15 protein-coding genes are annotated in these 15986 nt (G+C 50.3%); all 15 read left to right on the plus strand.

What is annotated here, in order from left to right; all coding sequences use genetic code 11:
• Nucleotides 1–107 precede the first annotated feature (107 nt).
• Nucleotides 108–1373, plus strand: a complete 1266-nt coding sequence (locus COY37_RS06760; RefSeq protein ID WP_286976929.1) for a M16 family metallopeptidase — start codon at nucleotides 108–110, stop codon at nucleotides 1371–1373.
• Between the two features lie 153 nt (nucleotides 1374–1526).
• The gene (locus COY37_RS06765; RefSeq protein ID WP_286677413.1) at nucleotides 1527–2498 is read left to right on the plus strand and encodes a class I SAM-dependent methyltransferase; all 972 of its coding nucleotides are present in this window, start codon (nucleotides 1527–1529) and stop codon (nucleotides 2496–2498) included.
• Complete coding sequence (locus tag COY37_RS06770) at nucleotides 2483–2863, plus strand: SCP2 sterol-binding domain-containing protein (protein WP_286677412.1); 381 nt, start codon at nucleotides 2483–2485, stop codon at nucleotides 2861–2863. The genes COY37_RS06765 and COY37_RS06770 overlap by 16 nt, the downstream gene beginning before the upstream one ends.
• Nucleotides 2864–3205: 342 nt before the next feature.
• Nucleotides 3206–3991, plus strand: coding sequence for a 4-hydroxy-tetrahydrodipicolinate reductase (gene dapB / locus COY37_RS06775; RefSeq protein WP_286677411.1), 786 nt, complete (start codon nucleotides 3206–3208; stop codon nucleotides 3989–3991).
• A gap of 42 nt (nucleotides 3992–4033) precedes the next feature.
• Entirely contained in the window at nucleotides 4034–5710 is a 1677-nt protein-coding gene (locus tag COY37_RS06780) for a ribonuclease J (RefSeq protein ID WP_286677410.1), read from the plus strand.
• A gap of 18 nt (nucleotides 5711–5728) precedes the next feature.
• Nucleotides 5729–6559 carry an undecaprenyl-diphosphatase UppP gene (gene uppP / locus COY37_RS06785; protein ID WP_286677409.1) on the plus strand — a complete coding sequence of 277 codons (831 nt, stop codon included), beginning with the start codon at nucleotides 5729–5731 and terminating at the stop codon, nucleotides 6557–6559.
• Between the two features lie 8 nt (nucleotides 6560–6567).
• Nucleotides 6568–8733, plus strand: a complete 2166-nt coding sequence (locus tag COY37_RS06790; RefSeq protein ID WP_286976935.1) for an FtsK/SpoIIIE family DNA translocase — start codon at nucleotides 6568–6570, stop codon at nucleotides 8731–8733.
• 135 nt (nucleotides 8734–8868) lie between these two features.
• On the plus strand, nucleotides 8869–9705 hold the full coding sequence (locus COY37_RS06795; RefSeq protein WP_286677407.1) for a helix-turn-helix domain-containing protein: 837 nt from the start codon (nucleotides 8869–8871) through the stop codon (nucleotides 9703–9705).
• A 3-nt stretch (nucleotides 9706–9708) separates the two neighbouring features.
• Nucleotides 9709–10206: a YajQ family cyclic di-GMP-binding protein gene (locus COY37_RS06800; RefSeq protein WP_286677406.1), complete on the plus strand. Its 498-nt coding sequence runs from the start codon at nucleotides 9709–9711 to the stop codon at nucleotides 10204–10206.
• 224 nt (nucleotides 10207–10430) lie between these two features.
• Complete coding sequence (locus tag COY37_RS06805) at nucleotides 10431–11651, plus strand: DEAD/DEAH box helicase (RefSeq protein ID WP_286677405.1); 1221 nt, start codon at nucleotides 10431–10433, stop codon at nucleotides 11649–11651.
• A 36-nt stretch (nucleotides 11652–11687) separates the two neighbouring features.
• Nucleotides 11688–12029: an RNA-binding regulator gene (gene rbp / locus COY37_RS06810; protein ID WP_286677404.1), complete on the plus strand. Its 342-nt coding sequence runs from the start codon at nucleotides 11688–11690 to the stop codon at nucleotides 12027–12029.
• 243 nt (nucleotides 12030–12272) lie between these two features.
• A complete protein-coding gene (gene rimO, locus COY37_RS06815) occupies nucleotides 12273–13610 on the plus strand; it encodes a 30S ribosomal protein S12 methylthiotransferase RimO (RefSeq protein ID WP_286677403.1) in 1338 nt (445 codons plus the stop codon).
• A gap of 36 nt (nucleotides 13611–13646) precedes the next feature.
• Nucleotides 13647–14204, plus strand: a complete 558-nt coding sequence (pgsA, locus tag COY37_RS06820) for a CDP-diacylglycerol--glycerol-3-phosphate 3-phosphatidyltransferase (RefSeq protein ID WP_286677402.1) — start codon at nucleotides 13647–13649, stop codon at nucleotides 14202–14204.
• Nucleotide 14205: 1 nt separating this feature from the next.
• Nucleotides 14206–15474: a competence/damage-inducible protein A gene (locus tag COY37_RS06825; RefSeq protein ID WP_286677401.1), complete on the plus strand. Its 1269-nt coding sequence runs from the start codon at nucleotides 14206–14208 to the stop codon at nucleotides 15472–15474.
• A partial coding sequence (gene thpR / locus COY37_RS06830) for an RNA 2',3'-cyclic phosphodiesterase (RefSeq protein ID WP_286976943.1) occupies nucleotides 15474–15986 on the plus strand: 513 nt, incomplete at its 3' end. The genes COY37_RS06825 and thpR, both read left to right, overlap by 1 nt.

Genomic DNA, 15986 nt, shown 5'->3' on the forward strand with positions numbered 1-15986 from the left:
ATCCGTCGTTAACGTCGGCGACAAGATAGAGGTTGAGGTTATCGATACCGACAAGCAGGGTAAAATAAGCCTGCAGGCCTTAAACCTTGAAGTTAAAGGAAGCCGGAATGAGTAACGACCAGTTTTTCCAGCGAACAGCCTTACCATCGGGAATAACCGTTATTACCGAGCGCATGACACAAGTGCGCTCGGTCGCTATCGGCTTCTGGGTCGGTGTCGGATCGCGGGATGAAACCGAGCCGATCAATGGAATGTCTCACTTCATCGAGCACCTGCTGTTTAAAGGAACAAAGACCAGAACGGCCAGGGAGATCTCAGAGGCGTTCGATACGCTGGGCGGCGAGCTTAACGCGTTTACCGCCAAGGAATACACGTGCTACTACTCACGCCTCCTTGACGAGCACGTGTCCGAGGGTACCGAGATCCTGGCCGACATGATCCAGAACCCGAAGTTTGCCGAAGATGATATCAACTCGGAGCGAAACGTAATCCTTGAGGAAATCAACCTCCATGAGGATAGTCCGGACGAGCGTATCCACGACCTGTTTGCGACATCATTATGGACGGAGCATCCGCTGGGCAAATCCATACTCGGGCACCTTGAAACAATTAAAAATGTCTCCAGGGACGATGCCCTGGGCTTTTATCATCAGGAATACGTCCCGAACAATTTGATTGTCGCCGCGGCCGGCAACATCGACCACAACAAGATGGTCGAGCTTACCCGGCAGCATTTCAATTTTGCGCCCGGTAAAAAACCGGCGCGTAAGGAATTTACTCCAAGGGTCGAGAAAAAGATCGATGTCTTTACCAAAAAGACCGAGCAATCCCATATCGTTTTGGGTGCGGAAGCCATTCACGCTAAAGACGAGCGCCGGTTTACGCTCTCGATCCTCGATAACATCCTGGGTGGCAGCATGAGTTCGCGTCTTTTCCAGGAGATCCGAGAGAAGCGGGGCTTGGCCTATTCGACGTACTCTTACCACTCGCTCTATCAAGACGCGGGCTTTATTGCAAGCTACGCTGGGACCGCGCCTGAAAATACCGAAGCGGTCGTAAAACTTATCCAGGAGCAGTTGCAGGATATCTTGAATGGCGGCATAACCGATCAAGAATTATACCGTTCAAAAGAGCATTTAAAAGGTCAGCTCGTTCTAGGGCTTGAGAGCACGGGCCGCAGGATGACGCGCCTCGGAAAACTCGCGATAATCGGCGGGGAGATTCTCTCCCTGGATGAGCTGGTCGAGCGTATCGAAGCGGTAACCAAAGACGGTGTGACCGAACTCGCACAGCAACTCTTCAACCCCGAGAAAATGGTCCTGACAATCATCGGTCCATTCGAGCTCGAAAACCTAGCACACTTGGTAGTGTAATTTACCCATTGACTATCGACCATAAATCCGCTTAATTATTAGTTAAGTGCTACCCTTAATATCACATTACTTAACTGTAATGTTGGTTTTAAAATTCGGCGTTTGGGTAAGATAAACGAGTAATCTTAACAAGCGCAAGGAGGGGTAAGTAAGTTGAAGGCAGAGTCTTTAAACTCGGATCTGCGCGATCTTATAGACTTTCAGGCGAAGGCAGTCTCATCGCATTACGACTTACCGCCAAAGTTCTTCGCGGGGTTCCTCGGACCGCGCATGGCATATTCGTGCGGATACTTCGCAGATGAAGACAATACCCTTGAAGAGGCCGAGGAAAACAAACTGCTGTTGACGGCGAAAAAGCTTGATCTCAAGAAGGAAGATACGATCCTTGATATCGGCTGCGGCTGGGGAAGCTTCCTGTTTTACGCGGTGGAAAATTTCGGCTGCCAGGCCGTAGGTATTACGGTCTCCAAGGAGCAGGCGGCGTTCGTTAACAGCGTTGCCGAGGCGCGGGGCCTTAAAGACAAGGTGCGCGCCGACGTCGTCCACGTCTATAACATGGACTATCCACGCGAGTTCTTCAACAAAATCGTCACGATAGGCGCAATCGAGCATATGGATGATCTTCACCGGGTATTCAGCAAAAGCGCACCTTTCTTAAAGGAAGATGGGCTTATGCTGGTCCACGGGATGACCAAGCCTTGGAGTGCTAGGGAAGAAGAGCTGCAGGGCATCTCCTCTGAGGTCGGCGAGATGGTAAAAGAGCATTTCGGCGTGGGTTACTGGAAAAGCCTGTGGGAGTTAATGGAGGCGCTTGAGAAAAGCGGCTTTGAGATCCTCGACCATGAAAACATCACCCGCCATTATCAGCTAACGGTTGAGCGCTGGCTTGAAAGGCTGCAGGAAAACGAAGCCATGCTTGTAGATAACATCGTACCAGAAGAAACATATCGCGAGTTCCTGGTGTTCATGGCCGGCTACATCGTCGGGTTTGAAACCAGCCATACGCTTTGCAACCAAATCCTCTGCCGCAAGATCAGTTGCGGAGATCTACGTCCGGCCCTGCCCTTAACCAGAGAAAACATCGTCCTCCATTCCGGAAAGGGGTGCCTATGCAAGAAAGACTAACCGCCAATCATATCGCCGAGCAGGTATTTGATCATATGGTCCCCAAAATTTTAGTCGAGCAGCCCGATATCGCGCGCCGCGTTAACGCGGTTATCGGCATCGAGCTAACGGGAGAAAACGGCGGCTACTGGACGCTTGATCTAACCGATACTCCGGTAATAGAGAGGGGCAAGACAAAGGAGCCTAAGTGCACGCTCACCGCGCAGGTGGACGACTTTCGCGACCTGCTGACGAACGGCAGCGTGCGGGCGGCTCTTGATGCTTTCAAGAAAAAGCGCATCCAAGCCAGCGGCCATTTGCCGACTATTTTAAAGCTCGAGGTGCTGCTCAAGTCGCTGAGCAAACAAAACAACGTAGTCGCATAATCGGAGAAGAGCACCGCGCTTCTTGTCTGCGTTCTTCCATTATTTTTCGCCTCCTTACATTTATAGGTTTGTTTATTTTTACCCGTATATTCGCAACCGTGACAAAATGAGACCAATAGCAATGCCTCATCCCTGGAGAGCGAGGAGAAGACAAATGGAATACAAATAGCGTCCAGACTGGTAAAATAGGGAGAATCTGCTTGCAGATTTCTGGTCCTTGCACGATATCGAGAGAGTGTAAAAACCATACATTTTAAAAAGCATGTATTTAAAAAGCACACATTTTAAAAAGCATGTATAATATGGTGTTAAAGAATTTGTGAAAAATGTCGGAGGTACTTGATGATAAAAGTTATTGTAACGGGAGCTGCGGGGAAGATGGGCCGAGAGCTATGCAGGGCCGTCATGGACGACCCCGATACCGAGCTATATGCAGCTGTCGATGTCGACGATATAGGCGAAGACGTCGGAGACCTGCTTGGGCGAACACCGGTTGGAATAACTATTGACGGTCTGGATAACATCCTGGCCGATAATGAGGCCGATGTACTCGTAGATTTTACGCATGCCGGCGCGGTTATGAATAACGCTCGCGCCGCAGCGAAAAGCGGCCTTCATCTGGTCGTGGGGACAACCGGGTTATCTGAGGACGATAGAGCCGAGATTAAAAATCTCTGCGCCGAGAACAACGTCCATGCGATTCTCGCGGTCAACTTTGCCATAGGCGCGGTCTTGATGCTCAAGTTTGCCGAGATGGCCGCCCGCTATATGAACCGGGCCGAGATCATCGAGCTTCATCACGATCAGAAAAGGGACGCACCGTCAGGAACAGCGGTGCAAACCGCAAGGCTCATTGCGCCGAAGATCAAGGCGCCCAAGGTAAAGTCAAACGAGATCATCGAGGGCGCGCTGGGCGCGGAATACGAGAACGTGCACATCCACAGCGTGAGGCTACCGGGATTTGTGGCCCACCAGGAGGTAATCTTCGGAGGGGTAGGGCAGGTTCTTACCATCCGGCACGACTCGATAGACCGCGCATCATTTATGCCCGGTGTGCTGATGGCGATAAAAGCCGTCCAGGAATATCCCGGCGTTACAGTAGGCCTCGATAAAATAATGGATTTGTAATATTTCAGTGTATGAATTTTAGTTAGGAGTGATTTCTGCCGCATGGCGAAAAATAATAACAAAGCCAAACTTCGCCTGATTCCACTGGGTGGGTTAGGTGAGGTTGGCAAGAATATGTTCGTGATCGAGTATGGTGATGACATGATCGTCATCGACGCCGGGCTTATGTTTCCGGAAGATGAGATGCTCGGCATCGATTTAGTATTGCCGGATTTTACGTATTTAAAGAAAAATAGGAATAAATTGCGGGCTGTTGTTTTAACCCACGGTCACGAGGACCATGTCGGGGCGCTTCCGTATCTTCTGAAGGAGATCGACACTAAGGTTTACGGCACCCGTCTCACGCTCGGCCTTGTAAAAGTAAGGCTTGAAGAGTACCACCTTCTCGGGTCTACAAAGCTTATTGAAATTCACCCGAATAACCCCGTCAACATCGGCTGTTTCAGGCTGGAGTTTTTCAGGACGAGCCATTCCATCCCCGATGGCATCGGTATCGCAATTCACACGCCGATCGGCCTCGTGTTGCATTCCGGGGATTTTAAGCTGGACCAGACACCGATAGACGGTAACACCATAGAGTTCGATAAGCTCTCCTCCTTTCGGGAAAAGGGTATTCTTGCGCTTCTCTCAGACAGCACGAATGCCGAATCCGAGGGTTTCACGCCGTCTGAGCGGGTCGTTGGAGACGGACTACGCAGGATCTTCGACAAGGCAAAGGGCAGGATCATAGTTGCCAGCTTCGCCTCGCACATTCACCGCATCCAGCAGGTAATAGACACCGCGCACAAATATGGCCGAAAAATCGTCATCACGGGTCGCAGCATGGTGAATAACGTGGAGATAGCCGAGCAGCTCGGCTATTTAAAAGTTCCAAAAAAGATCGTCATTCATCCCGCCGAGATGAAGCGGCACTCGCCGAAACAGATATGCGTGCTTTCAACAGGTAGCCAGGGCGAACCTTTATCTGCGCTCGCAAGGATGGCTAACCACGAGCATAAATGGGTAGAGATTGAAGACGGCGACACCGTGATAATCTCCGCAAGCGCCGTCCCCGGAAACGAGAAGTCCATATTCCAGACAATCGACCGCCTGTTTAAATGCGGCGCCGATGTTTACTACGGGTCGATCTCGGGAGTTCATGTTTCGGGTCATGGGGCTCAGGAAGAGCTTAAACTCTTGATAAACCTGGCAAAGCCCAAGTATTTTGTTCCGATCCACGGCGAGTACCGGCACCTTAAACATCATGCGGCGCTCGCGCTTGAGCTTGGAATACCCAGAGACCACATCTTCATCGCAAGCAACGGCGATGTCATCGAGTTCGACGGCAACGGCTCGGCGAAGATGAAAGAGCGCGTCACGGCGGGAGTGATCCTGGTCGATGGGCTCGGCGTGGGGGATATCGGTGATGTCGTCCTGCGCGATCGCCAGCAGCTTGCAAGCGATGGTATTCTAATAGTCGTCGTAACCGTAGACAAGCAAACCGGCACTATCGTAGGCAGCCCGGATCTCGTGACGCGCGGGTTCGTCTATGTGAAGGAGTCGGGGGAGTTGCTGGATGAGGCGCGCGATAGAGTAGTCGCGACCCTTGAGAGAACAGCCGCCGATGCCATCACCGATTGGGCCGTCCTGAAAGCCGACGTCAGAAGGGCACTAAGCTCTTACATATATGATAAGATAAAACGCCGTCCGATGATCATGCCTATCATAGTTGAAGTGTAAAAAGAAAAAGAGGTACTAGTGAATGTAATCCAGGCAGCGATTCTAGGGATCATCCAGGGGCTCACCGAGTTTCTTCCGATAAGCAGCTCCGCGCATCTTGTGTTGTTTCCGCTCTACATGGGCTGGCATGTTAATCCCGAAGCCAACGTAACTTACGACGTAATCGTTCACTTCGGTACGCTGATGGCGGTGCTGACCTTTTTCTATAAAGACGTGAGCAAGCTGGCAAGCGCGCTGATCAAAAGTATTTTCGAGCGAAAAATAGGGAACGATCCTTACCGGCGCATGGCCTGGTTTTTAATCATCGGGACGATCCCTACCGGGATTGTCTACCTTTTTATTAAAAAACTGCTTGAAGATACCCTGAAAACACCTTCCTATGTCGGGATATTTCTCTTAATAACCGGGGTTTTGTTGGTCGCCGGCGAAAGAATAGGGAAAAGAGCCGAGAGCGTCAACGATCTCAAGACAACCGATGTCGTTTTCATCGGTTTCGTCCAGGGTCTGGCTATACTTCCGGGTATCTCAAGGTCGGGCAGCACGATTGCGGCGGGCCTTTTTAGGGGTCTGACCAGAGAGGAAGCCGCACGATTTTCGTTCTTGCTCTCGATTCCGGTTATTGTCGCAGCGGCGCTTGAGAAGATCAAAGAAGTCGCTTCGGCGGGCGTCCACGGCGGCGAACTCGCCATTTTAATTGCAGGATTTGTCACTGCAGCAATTACCGGCTACTTTGCAATTAAGTACTTTTTGGATTATCTTAAGAAGCATAGTTTATACGTTTTTGCCCTGTATTGTTTCGCCCTTGGAGCAACAACCATAGCCTTAACGGCACTAAAAGTATTGAAGTAGGGAGCGTCGTGGCAAGAACGAGCAAGAAGACGACCAACAACCAACCCGAGCATATCGAGGAGGTCTACGGTATCGCCATGATTACCGTCGGCGCCCTCGTATTAGTCAGCCTCTTTTCGCATTCATCCGGCATCGCAGGAAAAATGATCGAGCAAACACTTAAGTGGCTTTTTGGCATCGCACGCTACGCCATGCCGTTTGGCATGATCGGGGCCGGGTTCGGTCTTATCATGCGCAGGGTCGACCTTAAATCAGAGATGGTCGCCATTGGCGGTGCGCTGGCATTTTTAAGCTCTCTTGCACTCATTCACCTGCGCGTCCCATTATCCCAGCAATTCGCGCAAAAAAATCTCTTTGAATACGGTGGGATATTCGGCGCTTCCATCTCATACGTCGTTCGCTTCTTATTCGCAGACCTCGGGTCTTATATTATCTTCGGCGCGGGAGTGCTTATCGGCGTCGTTATGATCACCGAGTTCTCCATCGGCGCATTACTTAACAACGCGGCCGAAAAGGGCCAGGAGGTAGGCAAAAAGCTCGACGACCAAATCCGGTCTAAGAAGGATAAACTACCCAAGATTAAGCAGGTTAAAGAACAGCGAACTGAAATCGACACTCCGGTCATGATCAAGCAAGGACCAAAATACCACGAGCCAATTCAACCGGTCGTTATGGATAACTCAATGCTTAGCAAACCGACCACGCAGCTCAAGATAGATATGGATAAGCAGTTGGAGGGCGCGACCACATATCTTTTACCGTCTCCAGACCTGCTTAAGAGAACATCCGGCGGCGGCCTGAAGGCCCACAAGGGCGTCAAGGAAAACAGTCAGGCGCTGGAGCGCGTCTTAAGCGATTTTGATGTAGATGCACGGGTAACAAAGGTTATCAAAGGCCCGACGGTCACCAGGTACGAACTGCAGCTTGCATCCGGCGTTAAGGTCAACAGCATTTTAAACTTATCGGATGATATAGCGCTTGCGCTTGCAACGGCGGACGTTCGCATCCAGGCGCCTATCCCGGGAAAATCCGCCATCGGTATCGAAGTGCCGAACCAGTACCGCGAGATGGTAACGCTCGGCGACATACTCAATACGCAACAGTTTCAGGATCACAAAGCGATACTTACCATCGGTGTTGGCAAGGACATCTCGGGCCAACCGATTCTGGCCAATATCGGCGACATGCCGCACCTTTTAATTGCCGGTGCCACCGGCTCCGGCAAAAGCGTTTGCGTAAACACCATCCTCATGTCGATCATGGCCCGCGCGAAACCCGATCTGGTTAAGTTGATCCTTGTCGACCCCAAGCGCGTTGAGCTTAATCTCTACGCGGACATACCGCATCTTATAACGCCTGTCGTCATCAACCCGAAACAGGCGGCAACTGCATTGACCTGGGCGGTGGGTGAGATGGAGGACAGGTTCCAGGTATTATCGGAGGTCGGCGCGCGAAACATCGACCAGTACAATGCCATCATTTCAAAGCAAAAAAACAACGATGTCCCGCCGATGCCCTACATGCTCATAGTCATCGACGAGTTAGCGGATTTGATGATGGTCGCAGCAAGCGAGGTAGAGGACGCAATCGTTCGAATCGCCCAGCTTGCGCGAGCCGTCGGGATTCATCTCATCATCGCGACCCAACGACCGTCAACCGATATCATCACGGGTCTTATTAAAGCCAATATTACGCACCGTATCGCATTCGCCGTTTCGTCCCAGATCGATTCAAGGGTCATCCTCGACACGCCGGGTGCGGAAAAGCTGGTGGGCAAAGGCGATATGCTCTATTCAACGCCTTCGGTATCAAAACCGGTTCGCATCCAGGGCGCCTTCGTGACAGAGCAGGAGATCGAACTGGTTACGACCTACTGCAAGAAACAAGCAAAACCTGAGTACCGACGGGAGATCTTGGCGGATAAGCGCTCGCAGTATGGATTTGACTTTGACGACCCCATGCTGAACGACGCGATTAAGATAGTCGTTAATGCGGGCCAGGCCTCTGTATCGATGCTCCAGAGGAGGCTCCGGCTTGGTTACTCAAGAGCGGCGCGACTCATCGACATGATGGAGGCAAAAGGCATCGTCGGCTCATACGAGGGGAACAAACCTCGTGCTGTAATGCTATCACTGGAGGAACTGGATGAGTTGGTGGGGAAGGGTGAACATTAACATTAGAACACTAATTAAAAAAACAACAAACTAAAAAACAAGCCTTGACGTTCAAAAATTAAGAGTTTTGTGTTAAGTTATGAGACATAGTTTGGCGTTAAAACGTTGGAGTGGGGCTTGCCTTGGGGGTCATTAATGAATAAAGAGCCAATCGGACAAGTACTATCGGAAGCCCGTATCAAGCTCGGTAAGAGCATCAAAGAAGTTGAGTTCGATACAAAAATAAGAGCAAAATATGTTGAAGCCCTCGAGCAGGATTACTTTGACTACCTCCCGGGGAGCGTCTACACGCAGGGATTCATTAAAACGTATGCGACTTACCTGGGAGTCGATCCTGAACCTCTCGTGCAACAATACAAAAGTTTGTACGAGCAGAAAAGTGCCGATGATTTGGGACACGTATCGGCAAATATGAGGGTCAGAGTAAAGACAAGGCCGCCGTGGATGATCGCCGCGGTTGTTGCGGGCGCAATCGGTGTTTTGTTTATCTCGCTGATCGCGTGGGGCGCCTGGGTGCAACATGCATCCAAAGATCCAAAAGTGGTTGTCCAGGATGTTAAGACGCGAAAACCGGTCGACACCGTCGTCGCAGCGGCAACAACGAGCACGACTGCGAAGAAAAGCCGCAATAACAATAAAACCGCCTCGGCCGATTCCGGCAGCAGTAGCTCAACTACCGACTCCGGGCAAAAAACCAGTATTGTCGTCAAGCTAACCGGCATCAATGGTGAAGGCTCATGGGCTAGAATTTCGGTCGATGGCGAAAAAAAATATGAGGGCGTCATCAATGATGGAGTAACCAAACAGTTCAAGGGCGGCGAATCTATTCGGGTACGCATAGGAAATGTTAGCGGGCTTGAAGTCATGGTAGATGGTAAGCGCCAGTCAAAAAATAAGCTAAAGACCGTTAACGGAATCTTTGATAAAACGTATAAGGCCGGAAGTACAAAAGAATCCACTGGAGAGAAATAGAGCATGGCAAAAGATAGTTCGTTTGATATAGTCTCAGAGGTAAATTTACAAGAAATCGATAATGCCGTTAACCAGGCGAATAAAGAAATCTCGACCAGGTACGATTTTAAGAACAGTAAGAGCAAGATCTCCTGGGACAAAAACGAGAACGAGATTGTCTTAGATGCGGACGATGAGTATAAATTGCGCAGCGTTCAGGATGTGTTGCACACCAAGCTGGTACGCCGTGGGATCGATCTTAAAACCCTGCAATACAAAAAACCCGAGCCCGCATCCGGTGGAGCCGTTCGACAAACGGCAACCATCCAGCAAGGCGTCGACGCCGATAAAGCCCGAGAGATCAACAAGTTTATTAAGAACTCCAAATTAAAAGTGCAGGTTGCAATCGAAGGCACAAAACTGCGTGTCAGCGCAAAAAGCAAGGACGGCCTTCAAGCCGTAATTCAGCTGGTTAAAGACCACGACTTCGGGCTCCCGCTACAATTTACCAACTATAGGTAAGCGTCTGGTATCGCTAACTCGGAGTTCAATCCGAGCTGCTCAATTTGACCTTTATTGTATAGTGCTGGCTTTAAGTGGATTTTTCGCGTATACTTATAAAAGCCGCATTTATTACCTGCTAAGATGTCCTTGTATTTTGAAATCCCTAGGACCTTTCGGAGTTAACTGCGTCTAATAACTAAGTTGTGCGATTTATTACGTAGACGCACGTTAAGGAGTAGTATATGTCGTTTAAACGTTTAGGGCTGGAATCGCCCCTGGTTAATGGGGTAGAGGTGATGGGATACATCGAACCCACGCCTATCCAGCGAAAAGCTATCCCGCAGGCATTGGCCGGCAGGGATATCATCGGTTGCGCTCAGACAGGCACCGGCAAAACCGCCGCTTTTGTCCTTCCAACGCTTCAAAGGATCAGCCGCAAGCAAGGGATCAAGGCGCTGATCGTAACGCCGACCCGCGAGCTTGCCATCCAAATCGAAGAGGTAGCAACTGCCTGTACCCTTCAAACCAACCATAAAATAGCCGCCGTATTCGGTGGTGTACCATACGCACCGCAAGGCCGCAAGGTGAAGCGCGGTGTAGATATGCTGGTAGCAACGCCGGGTCGATTGCTCGATATGATGCGACGCGGCGATGTCAGCCTCTCGGGCGTTGAGGTGTTCATCCTCGACGAGGCGGACCGCATGCTTGATATGGGGTTTTGGCCCGATGTCAAGCGCATCATGAGCGCTCTTCCTAAAAAGCGCCAAAACCTGCTGTTCTCGGCAACAATATCGCCAAAGGTGCTCGATGTCGTGGGTGATACACTTGACCGACCCGTTTCAATCGAGATCGGCCCACGCTGTACACCCGTTGAGGCAATAGAGCAAATCGTCTATCCGGTGAACGCGATGCAAAAAGCCGATTTGCTCATTGAACTCGTAAAGCGGCAAAAATTAAAAAAGGTACTCGTTTTTACCAGAACAAAACGCAAGGCCGATTTCTTGTTCCGGGTGCTGTCACGCCGGAACGTCGGGGTGGCGACAATGCACTCCGATCGCAGCCAATCGCAAAGACAAGCTGCGTTAGATGGTTTCAAGGCGGGCCGCTATAATGTGCTCGTCGCCACCGATATCGTAGCGCGCGGTATCGATGTTGAGGGCATTTCACATGTCGTTAATTTTGATATCCCGTCGAATCCTGAGGATTACGTGCACCGTATCGGGCGTACAGCGCGTGCAAGTGCGCGTGGTACAGCCGTTAGTTTCCTATCGGCGGAAGAGGTTGGCAATTTGCGTGATATTGAGGCCTTAATTGGGAAAACACTGAAACAGAAAGATCTTTCAGGTTTTGAATACATGGCGCGGTTTACACCAAACCCAACTCGCACAGCCCAAGTGGCAACGCGACTGGCTTACGACGGCGGAGCTAGACGTAGCATGAAGCGCCGGACGAAACGCCGTTAGTAATAGTTCCGGCGCTGCCGGGGAAAGGAGCCTTAAATGGCAACAAAACTTTATGTAGGCAATCTTGCCTACACCACGACTGAGGACGAACTCAGGGAAAAATTTTCTCAATTTGGAGAGGTGGAATCAGTCAACGTTATTATGGACCGGGATACCGGTAGGAGCAAAGGTTTCGGTTTTGTCGAGATGGGAAGCGAAGACGCAGCCCAGGCCGCAATCGAAGCGATGAACGGCACAGAAATCGATGGAAGAACAATTAAAGTAAGCGAATCGAAACCGCAAGAGCGTCGTCCCGGCGGCGGAGGTCGCGGTGGCGGTCGCGGCGGATTCGGCGGCGGCGGCGGTCGCGGCGGCGGCGGTGGTCGCTGCAGGTATTAAATCGTAATCGACCTGTAGATTGATAGTCGATTCAAGCTTTACCCTATTTGATATTTAACAAAAAGAGTCCTTTAAAGGGCTCTTTTTGTCGTCCATGATTCTCACCGCCGTATGTAAGTCTCTCATGGCAACCTTTATCCCGACCTACAAGCCCGCCGCACATAATCTGCATCAGTCTGGTTTCCGGACACATGACCCTGTATAATGCTATTCCTAAGAACCCTGTTAGGAGGAAATCGCATTTTGCTAGAAAAAGCCACGGTTATCACCCTGGGCTGCGCAAAAAACTCAGTAGACAGCGAACACATAAAAGGTTCCCTCGTTAAAAGCGGATTATCCTTAACAGAAGACCCTGAAAACGCAGACTATATTATCATTAATACCTGCGGTTTTATTGAAGCCGCAAAACAAGAATCCATAAATACCATCCTTGAGTTGGTTGAGTTAAACAACGGCCCGAAAAAGAAAAAAATCGTTGTAACCGGCTGCCTTGCCCAGAGATACTATAACGAGCTCTTAAAAGAAATCCCTGAAATCGATCTAGTAGTCGATATATCCAGGGAATATGAGATAGCGGATATGCTCAAGAACGGTACGGTTACCGGCAATGATATAGCTACCGGCAATGGCCCGGCTTCACCGGTACGCGATTTTTCCGCGTATCCCCAGCGGATTCTCTCAAGTCTGCCGTATGCGTATCTGCAGATAGCGGATGGCTGCAACAACAGGTGCTCATACTGCGCCATCCCGTTAATAAGAGGCACTTATAAGAGCAAGCCCATAGAGCAGGTCGTCAAAGAGGCGCACTGGCTCGACGCCAACGGAATAAAAGAAATAAATATCATCGCACAGGACACCGGCAACTACGGATATGATCTTTACGAGCGAAAAAGCCTCACCGACCTGCTCAAAACCCTTACCGGCTTTACCAACGCAGAGTGGATAAGGCTTTTGTATTTGCAGCCTTACAACATAAACGATGAACTCATCGAGGTAATAAACGGCAACCGTTTAATTCTGCCGTATATCGATATCCCGTTCCAGCACGCAAGCCCGAAGATTCTACGCGCCATGAACCGCCATGGTGCGGGTTCTGATTACCTGGGACAAATCGCATGGTTGCGCCGGATGATCCCCGACGTAGTGCTGCGGACTTCAATTATTGTCGGCTTCCCGGGTGAAACGGATGCGGACTTCGAGGAGTTAATCGAGTTCGTTAAGAAAGCCGACTTCGATTACCTCGGCGTCTTTGAATACTCCCCTGAAGAGGGGACAAAAGCGGCCGAACTCAAAGGTAGGGTTTCCGAAGACACCGTTAAAGAAAGATACCATGAATTAAGCGCTTTGCAGGATTCGCTAAGCCAAAGGCGAAGTTTGCAGAGAGTCGAAAAAGTTCACGATGCGCTCATTGAAAACATCGTGAAATCCGAAGAAGGTCTATTTGAGGCTAGAGCCTGGTGGCAAGCCCCAGAGGTGGATGGGTTTACCTATGTCACCGGCTCGTCACATCCAGGCCAAATTATCAAAGTATATATCGACGAGTTTGACGGCTGTGATTTTCACGGGAAAATTGTTATCTAATTATTATCTGATTATTGATTTGTGACGGAGGACTAGGTGGGCCTGGCAAATAAAATAACCATATCTCGGATACTATTCGTGCCCATTTTTATGGCATTCTTGCTTTTGGCGCCCCAACCTGCAGGCTCCTACATCGCCGCAGCGATATTCACATTTGCAGCCATCACCGACACAATCGACGGCTACGTCGCGAGAATGCATAAGCAGGTAACCGTCTTCGGCCAGCTCATGGACCCCCTTGCCGACAAATTGCTGGTATCCGCCGCACTGATCTCTCTCGTCCAGCTCTATAAACTTTCCGCATGGGTTGTTGTGATAATTATAGCCAGGGAGCTTGCCGTAACGGGCCTACGATTGGCGGCCCTGGCCGAAAATAAAGTAATCCCGGCAAGTAAATGGGGAAAGATAAAAACTATTTCGCAGATTATTGCTATAATTGTAATTATCCTAAATGTTCCAATAGGGATATTCGGAAAATCCTTAGGGTGGCTGCTGATGTTCGTAGCCGTAGTCCTGACGATCCTTTCGGGAATCGACTACTTCATTAAATCTCGCACTGTTTTGTCCCAGCCGTCCGAGGCGCGAGGTAAATAAGATGCAATACCACATTATAACGGTCGGCTCAGAGTTAACGCTCGGCCTATCGGTAAACACAAACGCCGCATTCATAGCAAAGAGACTAGGCCGCGAAGGCTTTACTTGCAATTGCCAGGTGAGCGTGCCCGATAACCTGCATTTAATAGCAAAAGCCATCAGCGAGTCGCTCGTAGACGCGCATGGGGTCATAGTGACCGGCGGATTAGGCCCGACAGCAGATGATATCACCCGTGAGGCTATATGTGAGGCCGTGGGCTGCGAACTCGAGTACCGGCCGTATCTTGCAGAGGTAATAAAGGAACGATACGGGACGCGGAATAACCCCTTGCCTGAGATCACATTTCGGCAGGCATACCTGCCGTCAGGCGCTACTGCAATTACACCGACCATAGGCAGCGCCCCCGGTATCCTGCTGGATAAAGGCGGTAAATACATCGTATCGCTCCCAGGGGTTCCGCGCGAAATGGAAGCCATGATAGAGCACGACGTCATCCCGTGGCTTAAGTCAAAATTCAGCAATGGCGAGTATTATAGGCTGCGGGTTTTGCGCACAACGGCCAGGACTGAGGCATCGCTTCAGGAACACGTCGAGGATCTGATGACCGCCTCTCCCGATATAAGCGTCGGTATTATCGCTTCACCGGGCGAGATTCAGCTGCAGCTCCTGGCTAGAGGAACAGATGAGAATATTGTCTCACGAACGCTCAACGAAGCTGAAGCAAAATTCACAGAGCGTCTTGGCAATATCGTCTTCGGGTTTGACGATCAGACAATCGAAGAAGTAGTAGGCGATCTACTTAAGAAACACGGCCTTAAACTGGCCCTGGCTGAATCATGTACCGGTGGTTTAGCTTCGAAAAAAATAACCGACATACCCGGAAGTTCAGAATATTTCCTGGGGAGTATTGTCTCTTATAGTAACGGTGCAAAGGAGTCTCTTCTGAACGTGTCAAATCAAACCCTCCTCAGGCACGGCGCCGTAAGCGCTGCATCCGCTCTCGCGATGGCTGCAGGCGCTCGTGAAAAGTTCGGAGCCGATATCGGCCTTAGCATAACGGGGATAGCCGGACCAAGCGGGGGGACCGCCGACAAACCTGTTGGACTAGTATATATTGGGTTATATCACAAGGCTACAAGCTATACCAACAAGTTTGTCTTCTTTGGTTCAAGAGATATTATTCGGCTCAAAAGCGCCAACGCAGCACTTGATATGCTTCGCTACTACATTTTGGACAACTTTGAGCAACCGGCGGGTGATACGTCGTAATGCTACGCCTATTTATAGGTATCGAGCTGCCCTTACAAATTAAACATATGCTTAACGATATTTCGGAAACCCTTAAAAACCGGCTCGACAGCACCGCACGCTGGGTCGCAAAAGATAACATCCACCTCACACTTAAATTTCTGGGCGACACGCCTGAAGATAAGGTCGATGCGATCGAGACGGCTGTAGAGGTCGCCGTACAGGAATTCAGAAAATTCTATTTTACTCTCGGCGAGATGGGCGCGTTCCCAAACGCCAGAAAGGCGCGCGTAATCTGGGTGGGGATCTATCACGGCGCGCCGGAACTCGTTGAACTCGGTAAGGCGATAGAAATATCCCTGGAACCCCTCGGCTACAAGCCCGAGCTTAAAGAGCTCAAGCCCCATATCACGCTCGCCAGACTAAAAGTCACAAAACCGGTCGATGAGGCCTTATCACATATACCACCCGAAACATTCCCCGGCCGCGTGATCAATGTGGACGGGTTAACAATATTCGAAAGCCACCTGAAA

Origin of the sequence: Candidatus Aquicultor secundus, assembly GCF_002791875.1 — a bacterium.
Classification (GTDB): Bacteria; Actinomycetota; Aquicultoria; order Aquicultorales; family Aquicultoraceae; genus Aquicultor_A; species Aquicultor_A secundus.

Excerpts from the sequence above, each read along its gene's own strand:
- COY37_RS06760 (WP_286976929.1), top strand. The coding sequence starts at position 108 with ATGAGTAACGACCAGTTTTTCCAGCGAACAGCCTTACCATCGGGAATA.
- COY37_RS06770 (WP_286677412.1), top strand. The coding sequence starts at position 2,483 with ATGCAAGAAAGACTAACCGCCAATCATATCGCCGAGCAGGTATTTGAT.
- dapB (WP_286677411.1), top strand. The coding sequence starts at position 3,206 with ATGATAAAAGTTATTGTAACGGGAGCTGCGGGGAAGATGGGCCGAGAG.
- COY37_RS06780 (WP_286677410.1), top strand. The coding sequence starts at position 4,034 with ATGGCGAAAAATAATAACAAAGCCAAACTTCGCCTGATTCCACTGGGT.
- COY37_RS06795 (WP_286677407.1), top strand. The coding sequence starts at position 8,869 with ATGAATAAAGAGCCAATCGGACAAGTACTATCGGAAGCCCGTATCAAG.
- COY37_RS06800 (WP_286677406.1), top strand. The coding sequence starts at position 9,709 with ATGGCAAAAGATAGTTCGTTTGATATAGTCTCAGAGGTAAATTTACAA.
- COY37_RS06805 (WP_286677405.1), top strand. The coding sequence starts at position 10,431 with ATGTCGTTTAAACGTTTAGGGCTGGAATCGCCCCTGGTTAATGGGGTA.
- rbp (WP_286677404.1), top strand. The coding sequence starts at position 11,688 with ATGGCAACAAAACTTTATGTAGGCAATCTTGCCTACACCACGACTGAG.
- COY37_RS06825 (WP_286677401.1), top strand. The coding sequence starts at position 14,206 with ATGCAATACCACATTATAACGGTCGGCTCAGAGTTAACGCTCGGCCTA.